Raw genomic sequence first — 17,954 nt, 5'->3', positions numbered from 1 at the left:
TTTTGTGGTTCTTGAGATGCAGTATGGCCAAATTCCTGTCCATTAAGACCTGCTTCTTTCTTATTATCATCTCTAGAAACGGCAAGTTTAATAAGATATGCTACTGAAGCCAATGCAACAACCACAGAAACAGCAAAGATTGCTAAAGGAACTGCTGCAATGGCACCAGAACCAGAAACTGCTGCAATAACATAAGGGAGATGTATATAAATTGCAACGGCAGATACACATAATGATAAAGCAGCAATCGAAATTTTAAGGTTAGATGTAGACATTTTTTACCTCATTAACCACTAGAATATTAATAATAACTAGATTATCAACAGTGTCAATAATTAATTATGAAAAATAAAGTCAAAATTTGAATAGATAAACTATAAGTAATATACAACCGGCAATAGCTATACAATAGACTTCTTGCATAGAAAAAAGGCAAAATAGCTCCAAGTTGTATCCGTTTAGGAAAGCGGTAAAATAAGGTAGACAAGGTAGTATAAAAAGATAACCATAGAGTAAAAGTGAGTTTACAACAAATAGTGTCATGCAAGTAGCTGATACTGGAATCTAGTCTTTATTATGCAGCCACTTATTTAAAGTTAAGTTTTCTGGATCCAAGTAGTCAAGGCACTGGGATGACAGGAGGCTACTTTCATGACACCATTCTTTTTCCTGGATCCCAGTGTCTGGGCACTGGGATGACATCATAGGGACACTGGGATTACACCCTGACAATCGTCATCCAGCTACTTGTTAGCGGCTAAGAGATACCGCGAATGAATCGCGGTATGACGGTTCGTGGCGGCATGACGATAACCTCGTCTCACTGCCATTAAGTTAAGGAAAAAAGATAGATTTTATGGGATAATGATGTATACCAATAAGTTTAAAGGTAGTATGAGTAAAAAAGGCAGTAATAAAATTTATTCAAAATGAATTGGCAAGTCTAGAATTTATAGAATCCCATAAATCATCTTCAAAAGATTTTATGAGAAAGAGGAAGTTATCTTTTATTGACATATTTATCTTAATTTTAAGAAAAAGTGTAAAGTCGCTGCAAGTAATACTAAACGAATTTATTTTATATAGGAAAAAAGACTATACCGTTACTGCTAGTGCTTTTAGTCAAGCAAGAAAAAAAATGAAACACAGTGCATTTTCAGAAATTAACGAAGGTGTGGTTTCCTTGTACTACCAAGACCAAAAATTTAAAACTTGTTTTGGCTTTAGAGTGTTAGCTCTTGATGCCTCCAAAATCATTTTACCAACAAGCGTTGAAATAAAAAATGAATTTGGCTCAAGAAAAATACGTAACCAAAAACCAAAAGATTTAGGTGATTATGCAAGTGCAACCTTTGCGGTTTGTTAAGATGTGCTAAATAATGTTGCCATAAGGTCAGTGTTAGATAGAGGTAACACTCATGAAATTAACTTAGCAGATGAAATGCTTAAAGTTGTAAATACTAATGACTTACTGATTTGTATATTTATCTTATAAATTTCTTTCTAGCCTTACAAAAAGAAAAATTGCTTATGTCATTCGATGTCCCAGATCATCTTTTAATGAAGTGAATGCTATGTTTGAAGAAAAAAGCCCATCTAGTGTTGAGGTTACCATATGTGCTCAGCGTAAGATAAAACAAGAAAATAGTGGAATAACGCTTCAAAGTGGTACTGCCATCTGGTGAAATTGAAGTGTTAGCTACATCATTAATGGATGAACAAAAGTTTCAAACTGGAGGATTTAAGGAGTTATATTTTTTACGCTGGGGAGTTGAGACATTTTTTGCAAAACTCAAAGGAAGACTAAGTCTAGAAAATTTTACAGGAAAAAGTGTTGAGTCTGTTAAACAGGATTTTTGGTCAGCTATCTTTATTAGCAACCTAGAAAGTGTTATGACAGAAGATGTAGAAGAAGCGTTGAATATGGACTTAACCGATGATAAGCTTAAGAGGAGCATTAACAAATCTGTCTCATTTAACGCGATCAAAAACTTGGCTTTCGACATTTTTGCTACGGAATCAGATACTGACTGCATTATGGATCAATTATCAAAGCTATTTTTGATGAACACTTTGGCGGTAAGAAAGGGAAGGAAAGTTGATCGTCATAAGGTACCTTATCTTCGTTCGTTCAATTACCAAAAAAGGGTTAGAAAACACATATTTTGACTAGAGGTAGTATTCATATCTTCTGATAATAACTGGGTAGCTTATTGCCATAGCTCCTGTAAAATGACTTCTAAACAAACTATTTCTTAAGTAATTTACACTTCAGAGTTTATCTGCTTTAAAGTTTACTCTATTCTGTTTCAGCATTTGTCATAAATCCTTAATTATTTCTGACTTTTTAGTTCAGTTTTTAACCATTCTTTCCTTAACTTAATGGCAGTGAACCTCGTCATCCCGCTACTTGTTAGCGGGATCTCTTGTTAGCGGCTGAGATACCGCGAATGAATCGCGGTATGACGGTTCGCGGCGGTATGGACGTAAGAAAACCTTTCTTGGGTCAGCTATAGAGACTCTCATCTTTAGCGAGCTTCAAGGTAATTGGTTGCTATTTGCGAAAATATTCGCATAATTTAAGTAACATTACTTAATAAAAATTAACTATGGAGCTTAATAAGATTGCAGCATCGATTTTACTTTCTGGGCTAATCATTATGATAGTTAGTAATGTAGTTGATATGCTTTACAGTCCAGAAGAATATAAGATTGAACACCAAACGATAGTAGCTGCTGGCAGCAATGAGTTCCAGCAAAAAATCGAGCAAGTGGCGCTTGATATTGGAGCGCTCATGCAGAATGCTAGCTTTGAGAAAGGTAAATCAGCAGCAAAAAAATGTATAGCCTGCCATAGTTTTGAGAAAGGTGGAATGAATAAAGTAGGACCAAACTTATGGAACATAGTTGGAAATAAAAAGGCCCATCTTGGTAACTCATTCAATTACTCAAAAGCAGTGCTTGACAGAGGTGGAAAATGGGGGTATGAGGAGCTATTTGCCTTTTTAAAGAACCCAAAAGCCTATATAAAAGGTACACGTATGGCATTTGCAGGTATTTCCAATCCACAAGAAATTGCAGATCTAGTTAGTTATTTGCATCAATTGAGTGATAGCCCGGTTGCTTTGCCAAAGTAGTATGGATTATTGTAAATTGTTTGATGGAAATAATGGTCACATAGCATATCGAAAGCTACAAGGAAAGAAAGCTTCTGTAGTTTTTTTCGGTGGATTTGCATCCAATATGGATGGAACTAAAGCAACTGCTATTTACAAATTTTGCCAAGAAAATGACGTAGCACTTGTGCTATTTGATTATTTTGGTCACGGTCATTCAAGTGGTAATTTTATTGATTACACGATAAGTGATTGGCAAAAAAATTGTGCTAAAGTAATGAGTGAATTAACTAGCGATAAACAAATAATTATAGGTTCAAGTATGGGAGGATGGCTGATGTTGCTCACTGCCCTTCAATTTCCAGAAAAAATTGCAGCACTAATTGGTATATCGTCTGCTCCCGATTTTACTGAAGATTTGATATTCAAGCAATTGTCAGGCAAGCAAAAAGAAGAACTAGATTCTAAAGGTGTAATAGATTTTACTTCAGAGCATTGTACATACAAAATAACTAAAAATTTGATCGAAGATGGCAGAAAGAACCTTCTTTTAAACAAAAAGACAATAGATATAAACTGTCCTGTGCGCTTGCTGCATAGCATTAATGATAAAGATGTTCCTTATCAAACTTCATTGAATTTAGCTGAAAAAATTAAGTCAACCGATGTTGAAGTACACTTAATAAAATCAGCAGAGCACAATATGTCTGACAATCATTCACTGGAAGTTTTATTTAAGACCATTAGAGAATTTTGTAACCAGACTGCATTCTGTGATTTTTAGCAAAACACGATTTTTCATTTGAGCTTTCTTCAACTTAAAATAAATACAGAAAATTGCTGCCTATAGCTAAACTGACTTAGATTTACCGACAATTTGAAAAACCGTCATCCCGCTACGTGTTAGCGGCTGAGATACCGCGGCGGTATGACGGTTCGCACCATCACACTTTGGAACCTTACAGATATTGAGCAAATCCAATAATATCCTTGATTTCTTTTATATTATGGGTTGCAATTTCTGCTGCTTTCTTTGTGCCTTTTTTTAATATTTCATGTAAATGGAATTGGTCTTTTAAAAGATCATTCATTTTCTCACGTATGGGTGATATAACACTGATAATTAAATCAGCTAACTCTTTTTTGAAGTGCTTCATGTCATGTTTGTTCACTTCTTCACATACTTTTTCTGCATTTACATTACTAAGCACTGAATAAATGTTTATCAAATTGCTTATTTCTGGTCGGCACTTTAAAGTAGCAAAGCCTAGAATTGAATCTGTTTTTGCTTTTTCTATTTTTTTGACAATTAAGTCATCCGTATCATCAAGGTTAATGCACGAATGTTCTGAAGGATCAGATTTACTCATCTTGCTTGTGCCATCCCTTAAGCTCATTATCCTTGATGTGCAATCCAAAGTTAAGATTTCAGGTACGATGAAATAATCCAGCTTATAATGATTGTTAAAAGCTGATGCAATATCACGTGCAAGCTCCAAATGCTGTTTTTGATCATCACCAACAGGAACGTATTTAGTTTGATACAACAATATATCTGCAGCCATAAGTACTGGATAACTATATAATCCAAGAGAGGCTTTTTGTTTATCGCTGCCAGCTTTATCTTTAAATTGAGTCATGCGATTAAGCCAACCAATTGGTGTATAGCATCCAAGCAGCCAGCCCAGTTCTGCATGACCACTAACTGTGGACTGACTAAAAATAATGGACTTTTCTGTATCTATTCCGCATGCAATATAAGCTGCTGCTGTTTTGAAAATATTACTTTTTAATTCACTTGCGGGAAGCTTATTTGCTGTGATTGCGTGTAGGTCGACAATACAAAAAAGAGATTTGTATTTATCCTGTAAGTCTATCCACTGTTTGATTGCACCAAGATAATTACCTAAATGTAGTACGCCACTTGGCTGGATACCTGAAAAGACAATACTTGTCATTATACATTTACCTCATGCTAATCGCTTCCACAATCAGCAGATTTCTTAGAAAGAATAACCATTGCAGGACGGAGCAACCTATTTTTGATAGTATAACCAGTTTGTAGTACTTCTACAATGGTGCCAGGCTTTTTTTCATTGTCTTCTCTTTCCACAACAGCTTGGTGTAAATTACTATCAAAAAGCTCACCAAGTGGATCTACTTCCTCTATTTCATGTTTTTTTAGATCATTTATAATTTTTTGATAAGCTACTTTAATCCCCTCATGAACAGGATCACCGTCTTTCAAAATTTCCATTACTCTTTTTAAATTGTCGCGCGAGTCGATCATATCACGTGCAAGTTTTGTGACTGCGTAGTCACTTGCATCGCTAATTTGCTTTTGCATTATACGTTTGACGTTTTCATTATCTGCAACAGCACGGCGTAAATGATCTTCAAGCTGAGCTGCACGTTCTTTTAATGTATTGAGATCTTCATTTAAATCATCAGTCTGCTTATGGTTATCACTTTGTTGGTCGTCACCTTTCTGCCTACTTACCATATCAGCAAACTTCTTCTTTTTCTCTTTACTGCTATCTGACATATTATTACCCTTAAGAATCTAATAAATATATAGCAATTAATTCGAAAATATCAAGCGCCAGCTACATTCGTCTTTCTATGCTCGCATTTAAAAAGTCAATTAAAGTAGTTTTATAAAAAGAATCAGAAAAAGTACTAATATCATTTTGTGCCATATTAATGTAGTGTCTAGCTTTTTCCATAGAAAGCTGAATGGCATTATGGTGATTAATATAGTGTAATGCTTGGTCAAAATTGTGTCTAGCTGAAGAAAAGCATTTTTCCCAGAATTTTTGCTCTGCTGGACTGCCCTTTTCGTATGCTATAATAGCAGGTAAGGTGACTTTACCTTCGAAAAAGTCTTTTCCGACTTGCTTTCCAGAAGTGCCTTGATTAGCAGTATAATCGAGCATATCATCAACTATTTGAAATGCCATACCAAAATTAAAACCAAAATTCTTTAGCCTCTCTGTTTCGTCATTTGTTGCACCAGATACTGTTGATGCAGCTTCACAGCATGCAGAAAATAAAGATGCTGTCTTTTCTCCAATGATATCAAAATAATTTTCCCTGACTGTGTGGGGGTCAAAACGTGCTGTCATCTGCTTTATTTCACCCTTCACAAGTAAATGCGATGCTTTAGATAAAATAGAGAGAATATTTAAATTTCCACACTCTATAAGCCATCTAAATGCTAGAGTCAACAATAGATCACCAACTAAAATGCTTGATTTATTTCCCCAAATCTTATTCGCTGTTTTAACTCCATGGCGTGCCTCACTTTCATCGAGCACATCATCATGAAGTAAAGTAGCATTGTGTATAAACTCTACCGATGCAGCAACGTTGATCCTATTCTCCCCAGAATAGTTTAGCATTTTACATATAATAAAAACTAGTTTAGGCCTTATTTTTTTTCCACCTGACCTAACAAGATGAGATATAATATCAGTAGCAAGCTTAGCATCTTCATCATTGACATTTTTGAAGACAAAGTCATTCATAGCTGACAAATCAGAAGATACAATATCGTCTAATTTATCGCTGTTTGTTAAATCAGTATTTAGCATTTTAAGAGACTTATGCCTCTTGCCCTTGTGCTTTCTCGTTCTCTACTTTCTTCTTTTCTGTTTTCTTTGGTTCTGTTTCTAAAGTTACTATGCCTTTTTTGATAAACCACAGTACTCTTTCAGTTGCCTGCGCGCCTACACTTAGCCAATGTTTTAATCTATCAGCTTTCACCACAACACGATTTTTATTGTCTTTTGGTAACATTGGATCATATTGTCCTATTTTCTCAATAAAACGCCCATCTCTTGGTGCTCGTGAATCAGCTACAACTATCCTATAAAAAGGGCGTTTCTTTGCGCCAAACCTCGCCAACCTTATTTTAACTGCCATGTTAACCTTTATTCATATATTAGCCACAATTTTATACAATGAGCCGTTTTAAGTCAAATGAATTATACAACTTTTGCACCTTATAATATAATTACCAATAATGTAGGGCAGTGCCGGGCGCACAGCTATACGAACATTCATTTTTGAAGGTAAATTGCACAGCAAATGGTGTCATTCCAGTGCTTGACACTGGAATCCAGCCTTTTTTTTAATCATTAAAACGTTGTATTTTTACATAAAACGGCTACTTTTATGCTTACCAACTTAATAAAATTCCTGGATCCCAGTGTCTGGGCACTGGGATGACATCCTTTCTAGTGAAGATTGCTCTCAAATCGCAATGTTCGTACAGTTGTGTGTCTGGGCACTGGATGCGTTTGAAGCAGCTTATAAGATTTTTGATTATATATCATCAAGTATAGCGTGATTAACTTCGACTTTATACTTTGATTCCAGATAGCTAATTAATTGCTCTTTTAGCGATATCATCACACGTTTTCCGGTGTCAAGCGTGTTTAATTTGCCATTTGATGAATGCATTTCTTTTAGAACACCTATTATAATTTCATTATTGTATTGAATAGGATCTGTCACTGAACCAGTTGTTTTCATATTGAAAATCTCTTCTACAAAAGAAAAGGGGTAGTTTTGTTGATCCACTTTATTGCGGTGCATCTGCTGACCTTTAACTAATTCCACACCTTGAATTTCTTCCAAATCTGTTTTTTCTCTTAGTTGAACTGCAACCTCTTGCCCGAATTTAAACATTCTTTCTTTTATAAACTCACTACGCCAAAGCTCTACCGCTAATGCCTTGCCTTCTTCAAAACTTTGCAATTTGGGTGGAAAGATATCGACGATTTTTACACTAACAACGGCGTCCCCAACGCCCTTAAAATAACCTTTCTGATCCTTTTCTCGCGAAAAAATGAAAGAAATCAAATCACCAGAATCTCCTACGTTATTACCGCTTTGATCTTTTCCACTCGCATCTACTGGACCAATAGTTTGTATAGGTAAATTATATTCACTCAATATTTCTTCAATTTCTGAACCATTGTATATCTTATAGTTCACTTGGTTTATGAAATCATTGACTCTTTCAAAAGACTTTTGGTTAGTTAGAACTGACTTTATGTCTTTTTTTAAATCAACTAAGTCTTCATCAGAGATTTGATGCGCACTTTCCACTTTTACTATGTGCCAACCAAAACTGCTTGCTAAAACTTCACTTACTTCACCTACTTTAAGAGCAAATACCTTCTCTCTCACGTCTTCTGGTAAAAAATCCTTAGTTATATTATTTACTCTAGTTTCCTCAAGTTTTGCTTTGCCAAACTCTTCTACTATCTGTTCAAAGCTTGTTTTACCCTCCTCAAATGCTCTTCTTGCTGTCTCAGCTTCTTCTTTGGTAGAAAATATTGCATTGAATATATCTCTTTGATTTTTAAGTTCTTGTTGTTCTATTATACCATCAACTTCTTCATCTGAGATCTTGATTTGATCTTCAAAATACTTTTGGCCTAGGGAAATATATTGCGCAGTTCGATACTCAGGATAATAAAAATGGGATTTATTTCTTTCGTACAAATCAAGTAAGGCTTGATCATCTGGTTCAGGAATGTTTGTAACTGCATCTTCAGTTATTTTAACAATATCAACTACTCTAGTTTGGTAGCGACTTTTGTATATCTGCTCATCAATTTTCTCGCCAAAAGTTACTGGATAATTATCTTTAAATAATGAAGTCATGAACATCATTGCAGGCAGGACTTTCTCTAGCTTTGCTATATACTCTTTCTCTGTCATATGCAGGTCATTTAGCGTTTCATAGAATTTATTTTTGTCAAATTCACCTTTATCATTTTGAAAGTATTTGGTGTTTTTAATATGGTTTTTTATAGATTCTTCTCCAACTGTCAACCCCAGCTCACTAGTTAGGTTAAACAATAGTTTTTGCTCTATAAGTGCGTTAAGCAAATGATATTTCAGCTTTTTTACTTGTTCTCTACTCGCATCAGATCCAGAAATTTGCTTTTCATAATTTTGATATAGTGATTTATACTCATCTGACATTATAACTTCTTTTCCAACCCTAGCTACCTCTTCTTTTTCATCATCACCTGATAAAAGGTTGCCAATTCCCATGAAGATTAACAAGCAAGCTAAAAGGACAACGGTTACTTTAGTGAAAAAATTTTTAACATTCATTTTAAACCCAGTTAATTAATGATTAATTATAGAATAGTGATAATTTAATGCTTGTAAACCTGTTGCTTTATTAGCTAATATATATAATATTACAATATATTAACTTAAAATTTAACTCTCTAATCTTAAATAGGAACATATGTTTAACTGAGTTATACTATACCTTAGGAAGGGGAAATATTTTGTTTGAAATATGCTTAAAGGTAAGCGCATTTAATTAACTTAAGAGGCGGGAAATGACAAACAAAAAGTTATTGAATGACAAAATTAATGCTTTTTTAGTTTTAATAGTTTATATTTTAGCTCTGTATAACAGTAAGGGATACTTTAAATGGGAGATGCTTTTTTGATGTCAATGGAATCTTCTAAGGGCAATAACGATAGAAATAAACAGTTTCTAGTGCAAATAGCTGCTTGGTTAGTAGACAACACTGGTTTAACTTTTAATCAAATAGCACAATGTTGCAGATTGGCCCTTGAAGAAGTACAAGACATAGCTGATGAGGAAATAGGAGTAGAAAAATATAACCCTATTATTTCTGGAATAATTACTGAAAAAGAAATCGATGATTGCAAAAAAAATCCAAATCGTGTACCAAATTTGATTATAAAAAATATAAAAAAAAGGAGTAAAGCGATTGGTAGCATTCTTGGCTTTGCCTCTACGGCAAGACGTAGAGATAAACCTGATGCGATTTATTATTTAGTAAAAAAATTTCCTATCTTGGACAATAACGTTATAGCTAAATTAATTAGTACAACAAATTACACAGTTGAGCAGGTAAGAAATGGATCTCATCATAACATGCAAAATATAAAACCCCAAGATCCTGTACTACTCGGCTTATGTAGTCAAGAAAATTTAGAAGCAGAAGTGGAAAAAGCAAAAGTAGAAGAGGAGAAGCAAGAAAGGTTAAAAAAATATAAAGAATAGCTATTGAAAATCCTCAAATTTTTGTGCTTTGTTAACATTAAATTAACTTGACTTGCTAGTGTTTATTAGTATAATGTAAGTAAAGTACGGGGTTTAATGATAATTAAGCTTAATACGCACTGAAACTAACTCAGCCTAATTTATTATCTTATAGTCACATTTTAGGTTAGTAAGCATCAATTAAAATTTTTGGAGGATTATGACAACAATCAATGAAGATGTTTTGGCAAAAGGAAAGGTTACAGCTCAACCTGAAAAAAGTGAGCAAATTTACAATAACGATACAGTAAAACAGATGGTCAATGAAGGTACTGAGAAAAACAGAAAAACATTAGATCTGAGCGAATTAAAAGAGAAAACAGCAGAAGAATTGTTAGAGTTAGCTGAAGAAAGAAAAATTTCAACTAACGGTAAAAGCAATGGTAGAATGCTAAAGCAGGAAATAATATTCAGCTTAATGAAAAAAATGAGTGAAGAAGGAGGCATAACCACAGGGAGTGGAATAGTGGAAATATTGCCTGATGGTTTTGGTTTCTTACGTTCAGCAAGTGCAAATTATGCCCCAAGTACCGATGATGTTTATATTTCTAACGGGCAAATAAAGAAGTTTAATTTACGTACAGGAGATATGGCATATGGAGAAATAAGGCCACCTGGTGATAAAGAGAGATATTTTACTTTAACTAAGGTTCAAAGTATAAACTCTACTGAAGTAAGTGAATTAAGAAAGTACGTCCATTTTGATAATTTGCTTCCTCTTTATCCTGAGGAAAGCATAGTACTTGAGTGTAATAATGGTGATGATAAAAAAGGCTTAAGCATGCGTGCTATAGATATAGTAGCTCCTCTTGGAAAAGGGCAAAGAGCGTTAGTAGTTGCTCCACCTCGCACAGGAAAAACTGTATTGCTTCAGCAAATGGCTAACTCTATAGCTATAAATCACCCTGAAGTAGAATTAATAGTGTTACTTATAGATGAAAGACCTGAAGAAGTAACAGATATGATACGTTCTGTAAAAGGTGAGGTAGTAAGTTCTACGTTCGATGAGCCTGCTTACCGTCACGTACAGCTTGCTGAAATAGTAATAGAAAAAGCTAAAAGAATGGTTGAGCATAAAAAAGATGTGGTAATTCTACTTGACAATATTACTAGACTTGCACGTGCTTATAATGCGGTTATTCCTTCGTCTGGGAAAGTTCTAACTGGTGGTGTAGATTCAAACGCACTGCAGAGACCAAAACGCTTTTTTGGAGCAGCTCGTAATATTGAGAATGGGGGTTCTTTAACTATAATCGCCACAGCTCTTATAGAGACTGGTTCAAAAATGGATGAAGTTATTTTTGAAGAGTTTAAAGGTACAGGAAATGCTGAGATCATACTTGATAGAAAACTTTCTGATAAACGTATATTTCCAGCTATTGATATTACAAAATCCGGAACAAGGAAGGAAGAGCTATTAGTTGATAAGGCTATACTAAATAAAATATGGGTGGTGCGTAGGATACTCAATCCTATGGGACCCGTTGAAGCAATGGAATTTTTACGTGACAAACTACTTTTAACAAAGAGCAATGCTGACTTTTTTAACTCCATGAATCACTAAAAGTAAGCCAGTTATGATGGATATGCTGAGCAAAAAGTAAAACGCTCTTATAGCTAAAATAATTTGGATTTACCAAAATATATTTATAGTTAAGTTGGCAATTTACCTTAAGTTAGCGCGTGACACTGGAATGACACCCTTGGTGGCAGACAGCTAAAGGAAAATATCAACTAGGTTTATAATCTATCACTACCGTGTTTGCAATTTTGTCGTGAAAAGCTTGTTTATGTTCATCACCTACTGCACATACTAAAACTAAGATTAGTATAGCTAAGAATAAAATGGGATTACAAAGTGATATGCAATAAATTATAAAAAGAGCTATAGTCCTTTTCATTGCTTGCATTGTAGTGATTGACTCAAATGTATCTTTGTCTTTTACACGCATGCTAAATAACAAGTGTCCTGGAGTGCCGCCAAATTTTACTAGCATGAATATATGAAATATACATGGTATCATTAAAAATAAAGAAAATACAATCGTGGTGATTACAATTATTGCACCCATGATCCCTTGTATTGCGTGTGTAAGTGAGAAACCCACCGCCATTAAACCAAATGGTATTGCGATAAATAAAATACAATCAACTATAAATGCTAGAGTACGTCTTGTCATCGTTGAGTAGTTTACTTTTTTATCCATGTACTACCTATAAAGAAAAATATCAACTAGATTTATAGTCTATCACTACTGTTTTTGCAATTTTATCGTAAAAAGTCTGTTTGCGTTGATCAAATACTGCAAACAAAAATAAAATTAGCACAATTAAAAGATATAGAAAAGTATAACCATGATAATGCAGATGAAGCAAAAAGCGAAAAATAATCCAGATGCTTCCCTTAGAAATACATCTTATTGTTGCTTGCATAAGGGTAACATTTGTAAATGTATTAGCATCTTTAATATGCATACCACACAATAGTTTTCCTGGGGTACCACCAAGTTTTGTTACCATTAATATTTTGGATATTGTTAGTACTAATGTTGCGACCACTGTAGAAACTATAAATGGTATTTCTGTTGCTAGTTGTGCAAGTTCCTGAAAAGAGTCTTTATCTTGATCTTGTAATGATACGATGAATACACCATAGATAAAACCGAAGATAAAATGAGGGGAAAATATGATGAGGTCAAGTATTTCTGCTACAATACGCCTTGTAAATCCTACATAATTTACTTTAACATTTATTTCAGTATTCATAACCCCACCTATATTTCATAATATCATCATATGATATAAAAATACGTTATTAAATAACCGTAAATATACTAACTTGGGTAATATTAGCTACTTGTGCCACTCTATTATTTAAATTAATATTAAATCATTTATAACTAGGGAAGTTATGTCAACACTAATCACAGTTGCATATGGCGACGGTATCGGACCAGAAATCATGGAAGCGGTGCTGTCGATATTGCGCGAAGCAGAAGCGGAAATCTCAATAGATATTATTGAAATAGGGGAGCGTGTTTACAGTAAAGAATGGTCTCACGGAATTTCTCCAAGTGGTTGGGAATCAATTGAAAGGACAAAAATATTATTAAAATCTCCGACAACAACTCCTCAAGGTAAAGGGCACAAAAGCTTAAACGTTGCACTCAGAAAAAATCTAGGGTTGTATGCAAATATCAGACCATGCATTTCATATCATCCTGTTATAGAAAATAAATTCGATAAGTTTGATATCGTAGTGATACGTGAAAATGAAGAGGACGTTTACACCGGAATAGAGCATAGGCTCACTGGTGACTCTTACCAATGCACTAAAATTATTACTAGATCTGGCTCAGAGAAGATATGCAGGTACGCTTTTGAATATGCAAAAAAACACAACAGAAAAAAAGTAACTTGCCTGACTAAAGATAACATCATGAAAATGACTGACGGAACTTTCCATGCCGCGTTTGATCGCATTGCAAAGGAATACCCAGATATAAAGGCAGAACATTATATAGTTGATATTGGAATGGCGCGTGTTGCAACAGAACCGGAGAATTTTGATGTTATAGTAACCGAGAACTTATATGGCGACATATTATCAGATATAGTCGCACAAACCTCTGGATCTGTGGGGCTTGCCGGAAGTAGCAACATCGGGAATGAATACGCAATGTTTGAAGCAGTGCACGGTTCTGCCCCTGATATTGCAGGAAAAAACATAGCCAATCCTTCTGGTCTTTTAAATGCTGCAGTGCATATGCTAATTTACATAGGTCAAGTGGGTACTGCAAAACTAATCTACGATGCATGGCTCAAGACTTTGGAGGATGGAATACACACTGCCGATTTATATAAGGAGAAAAGAAGTAAACAGAAAGTTGGTACCAAAGAATTTGCAGAAGCTGTTATAGATAATTTAGGAAAGAAACCTGCTGAGCTTATAATTGGCAGTGGTTCGGATAGTAAAATAAATTTGGATAGTAAAATAAATAAAGTACAAGACAATTACGAACAAGATTACAAAGTTAAAAAGCTAGTGGGTAGTGATATAACTCTCGCTTGGGACAAATCCAATAATGTTGATCAAATAGTAGGATTATTTGAATCAAGTAATCTGCAAATGATAGCAATATACTCAAAAGGACTTGCGATTTGGCCAGGAAACTCAAAACCTTCAAGTGACCAAATAACCTGTAGGTTTATCGCAAATAATGAAAAGCAAGCTATTACAAATAGTGATGTAAATAACTTGCTAATCAAACTCGAAGAACACAATTTTGACGTGGTGAGAATGGACAAATTGTATTTGTATGATGGGAAAGAGGGGTTCTTTGTTTAAATATTTAAAAGAGGTGTGGTAAATGAGATGGACTCAAAAAAAGTAGAACTAATATTTGAAAAGTTTCAACAATCAAATCCTGCGCCAAAAATAGAGCTAAATTATACCAATCATTTTACGTTACTGGTTGCGATAGTTTTATCAGCGCGGACAACTGATGTAAGCGTTAATAAAATTACAAGAGAACTATTTAATATCGCTGATACGCCAGAAAAAATGCTGAGCTTTGGGCAGAGTGAGCTGAAAAAATGCATAAGCAGTATTGGTTTATATAATTCCAAAGCAAAAAATATAATCGGGCTTAGTAAAATATTGGTAGAACGATACAACAGCAAAGTACCTACTAATTTTGATGATTTGGTGTCTTTGCCTGGAGTGGGGAGAAAGAGCGCTAATGTGTTCTTAAATTCGGGGCTTGGCATTCCAACATTGGCAGTTGATACTCACGTTTTTAGAGTGAGCAATAGAATTGGGCTTGTGAAAGAAAAAGATGTGTTTAAAACAGAGCAATCTCTTTTAAATGTGGTTCCCAAAAAATACCTGCTTTATGCTCATCATTGGCTAGTTTTGCATGGTAGATATGTTTGCAAAGCACAGAAACCTTCGTGTGAAACGTGCATAATTCATGATTTATGTGAATTTGAGTGCAAAAGGTATAAAGTCTAGTATTTCTTCTTTTGTCATCCAAGTAGCTATAGAAACGAAAAAACTTACTTGACACATTTTGCTGGAATGACACCAGTTGTTATTCAGACAACAGTTATGCAAGAGATCTGATTACATCTAAGCTAACAATGGACCACTAGATATATTCCTAACCACGTTGACCTGATTCAATATTTTATTAGTGGGATTGAAATAATTTTCTATAAATTCCTTATATATAGCTGTTAACTTGTGTATATCGTTTACTGATACGCATTCGTTTATCTGATGTGCGGTTTTGTTGATTATACCAAATTCAATCACTGGACAAACATCTTTGATAAACGCAGCGTCAGATGTGCCACCACTTGTGCTAAGTATAGCATCAATGTTGGTAACCTTACTTATTGCATCAAGCATAATATCAGTATTTCTATCGGGAGTAGAGAGGAAAACGTCCCTGCTGCTATGCACAGAAAGTTTATAATCGCTAGTTACACTGGAGCATATTTCATCAATCAGCTTATATAAGCCACCCGGTGTTTGTTCATTGTTATATCGAATGTTAAAACGTGTAGTTGCTGAGCCAGGTATTAGATTGCTAGTATTATTTCCAACATCGATAGTAGTAACTTCGCAATGTGAAGGCTGAAAATATTTATTACCATGATCAAAAGTAGTATTTTTTACCTTACTCAATATCGATATTACCTTATATATTGGATTGTCTGCTAGGTCTGGGTAGGCAACGTGCCCTTGTTTTCCATGGCAAATTAATTCAAATGTTACAGAACCTCTTCTGCCTATTTTTATGGTATCACCTAATTTCTCACTACTGGTTGGTTCGCCAACCACACAAAAATCTATCTTTTTCTGCTTATTTTTCATCCATTCCAAAACTGCCTTTGTTCCATATTCTTCCATGCTTTCTTCAGCACTGGTAATCAATGCACTTATCGAACCATTAAATTGAAACTTCTCTGCAATCAAATTTACCATAGCAGCAATAAATGCAGCTACTCCGCTTTTCATATCAGCGGCCCCTCTTCCATATAGCATTCCATCCCTCACTTCTGGATTAAATGGACCAAATGCCCAATCTTTTAACTGACCCGGTGGTACAACATCAACGTGCCCAGCAAAGCACAAATTTGGTACTCCATTTATATATTTCGCATAAAGATTTTTAACTTTATCACCAAATTCTAAAATCTCACAATCAAAGCCGCTCTTCTTGAAGATTGTTGCTATATACTCTATTGCCCCGCTGTCTTCTGGTGTTATACTCTCAAAAGAGATCAATTTCCTAGTTAGCTCTACAGGGTCAATTTTCATGTCAATCTTAAAATACTTATACTGCTATATTGTAAACACTCTATGCACTATTTAAAACAAATATTACATCAAACCGAACAAACTTTTCTAAGGGAAGTAATAACAGATTACTACCTTGCTGATGATATCTATGAAATATGCACACGACACGGAAATGACGTCTTTCTAGTTGCAGATAAAAATACAGCAAAACTTTTAAACAAAAACGCACTTAATAAAATTCCTAACTTAATTATTCCAGCTCCACCTGTCATTCCAGCGCGTGACACTGGAATCCATAAGTTGTTTTCCTGGATCCCAGTGTCAGCTACTTGCATGACACCAAGCAGAGCTGCCTCTCTTGAAACTGTAAATCTAGTTAGAAACAAAGCAAAAGACAGTGACTTAATAGTTGCATTTGGTAGCGGCACTGTTAACGATATCTGCAAATATGCAAGCTACCTCGAGAAAAAAGATTATATATCGTTCCCAACAGCCGCTTCTATGAATGGATATACCTCTGCAAATGCTTCAATATTAGTAAATGGATATAAAAAATCGTTCAAAGCACATCTTCCAAGAGCAGTATATATAGATATAGACATACTTGCCAATGCACCACCGCGTCTCACATTAAGCGGATTTGCAGATTTCATTTGTCGTTCAACAGTTCAGGCTGACTGGCTACTATCTCATTTGTTGCTTGGCACAGAATACAATGAATTACCTTTTACACTTGTTCGCGATTTGGAGCAAATTTTGCTAAGAGAGTATACGGCGCTTACTAAAAGAAGTAGAAAAGTGGTCCTATTACTTATGGAAGTTCTACTAATTTCAGGACTTGGAATGGTAATATCAAAAGGCAGCTATTCTGCAAGCCAAGGAGAGCATATGATAGCTCACGCAATGGAAATGGTAACAAGAGATCATTCCTTACTACATGGCGAAAAAATTGCTGTTACGACGATTACCATGGCTAATTTGCAGGAAAAGATATTATCAATACAAAACCCGATTATCAAACCGACCACTTTAGATGTAGAACATATAACTCAGTGCTTTGATAATATCGAATTTGTAAGAACTTTTGAACAGAAGCAAATTATGCAGCAAAAAATCCAAGAGATTATTTGTAAAGAATGGCATAATATTTCCAGTTTAATTAAGCAAAATTTACTACCTGCAAAACACCTGCAAAAAATATTTGAAGATCTATCAATTCCACACTTACCAGAGCACCTCAGTTGGAATAAAGAACAATATTGTAAAGTGGTCGATCTTGCGTTTACAACAAGAGATAGATTCACCTTTCTTGACTTAGCTAACTGCATAGAAGAAAGTTAAGTTTTGTAGTGAAATTCTGTCATTTAAAGAGATCATAGGCCAAAAGCTAAACCCTTTTCACAATCTCTTATCCATTGTC

The 17,954-nt window shown here is 34.7% G+C and carries 16 protein-coding genes and 1 pseudogene; 8 read left to right on the top strand and 9 right to left on the bottom strand.

The window, feature by feature from the left end:
* Positions 1–564: 564 nt before the first annotated feature.
* A complete protein-coding gene (locus OPR39_RS01045; RefSeq protein ID WP_265038859.1) occupies positions 565–702 on the bottom strand; it encodes a hypothetical protein in 138 nt (45 codons plus the stop codon).
* A 211-nt stretch (positions 703–913) separates the two neighbouring features.
* Between OPR39_RS01045 and OPR39_RS01040 the strand changes: the two are divergent.
* The 3 genes and pseudogenes from OPR39_RS01040 (at position 914) to OPR39_RS01030 (ending at position 3,900) form a co-directional block, all read left to right on the top strand.
* Positions 914–2,169 (top strand): annotated as a pseudogene (locus OPR39_RS01040) (IS4 family transposase).
* Positions 2,170–2,609: 440 nt separating this feature from the next.
* Entirely contained in the window at positions 2,610–3,137 is a 528-nt protein-coding gene (locus OPR39_RS01035) for a c-type cytochrome (protein ID WP_015589210.1), read from the top strand.
* Position 3,138: 1 nt separating this feature from the next.
* Complete coding sequence (locus tag OPR39_RS01030) at positions 3,139–3,900, top strand: alpha/beta hydrolase (RefSeq protein ID WP_012673268.1); 762 nt, start codon at positions 3,139–3,141, stop codon at positions 3,898–3,900.
* Between the two features lie 175 nt (positions 3,901–4,075).
* On the opposite strand, the gene trpS is transcribed toward OPR39_RS01030, so the two are convergent.
* The 5 genes from trpS to OPR39_RS01005 all read right to left on the bottom strand — a co-directional run bounded on the left by trpS (position 4,076) and on the right by OPR39_RS01005 (position 9,251).
* Positions 4,076–5,074: a tryptophan--tRNA ligase gene (gene trpS, locus OPR39_RS01025; protein WP_006280207.1), complete on the bottom strand. Its 999-nt coding sequence runs from the start codon at positions 5,072–5,074 to the stop codon at positions 4,076–4,078.
* Between the two features lie 17 nt (positions 5,075–5,091).
* A complete protein-coding gene (locus OPR39_RS01020) occupies positions 5,092–5,661 on the bottom strand; it encodes a nucleotide exchange factor GrpE (RefSeq protein WP_265038858.1) in 570 nt (189 codons plus the stop codon).
* Positions 5,662–5,722: 61 nt separating this feature from the next.
* Complete coding sequence (locus OPR39_RS01015) at positions 5,723–6,709, bottom strand: polyprenyl synthetase family protein (RefSeq protein ID WP_015589208.1); 987 nt, start codon at positions 6,707–6,709, stop codon at positions 5,723–5,725.
* Between the two features lie 10 nt (positions 6,710–6,719).
* Positions 6,720–7,040, bottom strand: coding sequence for a 30S ribosomal protein S16 (gene rpsP, locus OPR39_RS01010; RefSeq protein ID WP_006279266.1), 321 nt, complete (start codon positions 7,038–7,040; stop codon positions 6,720–6,722).
* Positions 7,041–7,442: 402 nt separating this feature from the next.
* Entirely contained in the window at positions 7,443–9,251 is a 1,809-nt protein-coding gene (locus tag OPR39_RS01005; protein ID WP_265038856.1) for a peptidylprolyl isomerase, read from the bottom strand.
* Between the two features lie 331 nt (positions 9,252–9,582).
* Between OPR39_RS01005 and OPR39_RS01000 the strand changes: the two genes are divergently transcribed.
* Both OPR39_RS01000 and rho read left to right on the top strand, forming a co-directional pair.
* A complete protein-coding gene (locus OPR39_RS01000; RefSeq protein WP_320109780.1) occupies positions 9,583–10,185 on the top strand; it encodes a cell cycle transcriptional regulator TrcR in 603 nt (200 codons plus the stop codon).
* 199 nt (positions 10,186–10,384) lie between these two features.
* Positions 10,385–11,788 carry a transcription termination factor Rho gene (gene rho / locus OPR39_RS00995; protein ID WP_007549497.1) on the top strand — a complete coding sequence of 468 codons (1,404 nt, stop codon included), beginning with the start codon at positions 10,385–10,387 and terminating at the stop codon, positions 11,786–11,788.
* Positions 11,789–11,954: 166 nt separating this feature from the next.
* Here the strand turns inward: rho and OPR39_RS00990 are convergent, their stop codons facing one another.
* Positions 11,955–12,431, bottom strand: coding sequence for an RDD family protein (locus OPR39_RS00990; protein WP_006279800.1), 477 nt, complete (start codon positions 12,429–12,431; stop codon positions 11,955–11,957).
* Between the two features lie 22 nt (positions 12,432–12,453).
* Entirely contained in the window at positions 12,454–12,990 is a 537-nt protein-coding gene (locus tag OPR39_RS00985) for an RDD family protein (RefSeq protein ID WP_006279799.1), read from the bottom strand.
* Positions 12,991–13,135: 145 nt separating this feature from the next.
* On the opposite strand from OPR39_RS00985, the gene icd reads away from it, so the two are divergent.
* Positions 13,136–14,572, top strand: a complete 1,437-nt coding sequence (icd, locus tag OPR39_RS00980) for an isocitrate dehydrogenase (protein ID WP_265038852.1) — start codon at positions 13,136–13,138, stop codon at positions 14,570–14,572.
* A 27-nt stretch (positions 14,573–14,599) separates the two neighbouring features.
* Positions 14,600–15,238, top strand: a complete 639-nt coding sequence (nth, locus tag OPR39_RS00975) for an endonuclease III (protein ID WP_006279797.1) — start codon at positions 14,600–14,602, stop codon at positions 15,236–15,238.
* Between the two features lie 117 nt (positions 15,239–15,355).
* Here nth and dapE read toward each other — a convergent pair whose 3' ends face one another.
* Positions 15,356–16,552: a succinyl-diaminopimelate desuccinylase gene (gene dapE / locus OPR39_RS00970; RefSeq protein ID WP_015589204.1), complete on the bottom strand. Its 1,197-nt coding sequence runs from the start codon at positions 16,550–16,552 to the stop codon at positions 15,356–15,358.
* A 42-nt stretch (positions 16,553–16,594) separates the two neighbouring features.
* Between dapE and OPR39_RS00965 the strand changes: the two genes are divergently transcribed.
* Positions 16,595–17,875, top strand: coding sequence for an iron-containing alcohol dehydrogenase (locus OPR39_RS00965; protein WP_265038850.1), 1,281 nt, complete (start codon positions 16,595–16,597; stop codon positions 17,873–17,875).
* The last annotated feature ends 79 nt before the right edge of the window (positions 17,876–17,954 follow it).

This window comes from Wolbachia endosymbiont (group A) of Yponomeuta plumbellus, assembly GCF_947251575.1.
In the GTDB taxonomy this organism is placed as follows: domain Bacteria; phylum Pseudomonadota; class Alphaproteobacteria; order Rickettsiales; family Anaplasmataceae; genus Wolbachia; species Wolbachia pipientis.
The sequence above is the reverse complement of the archived record's forward strand: the minus strand, read 5'-3'. Positions and strand labels throughout refer to the sequence as shown.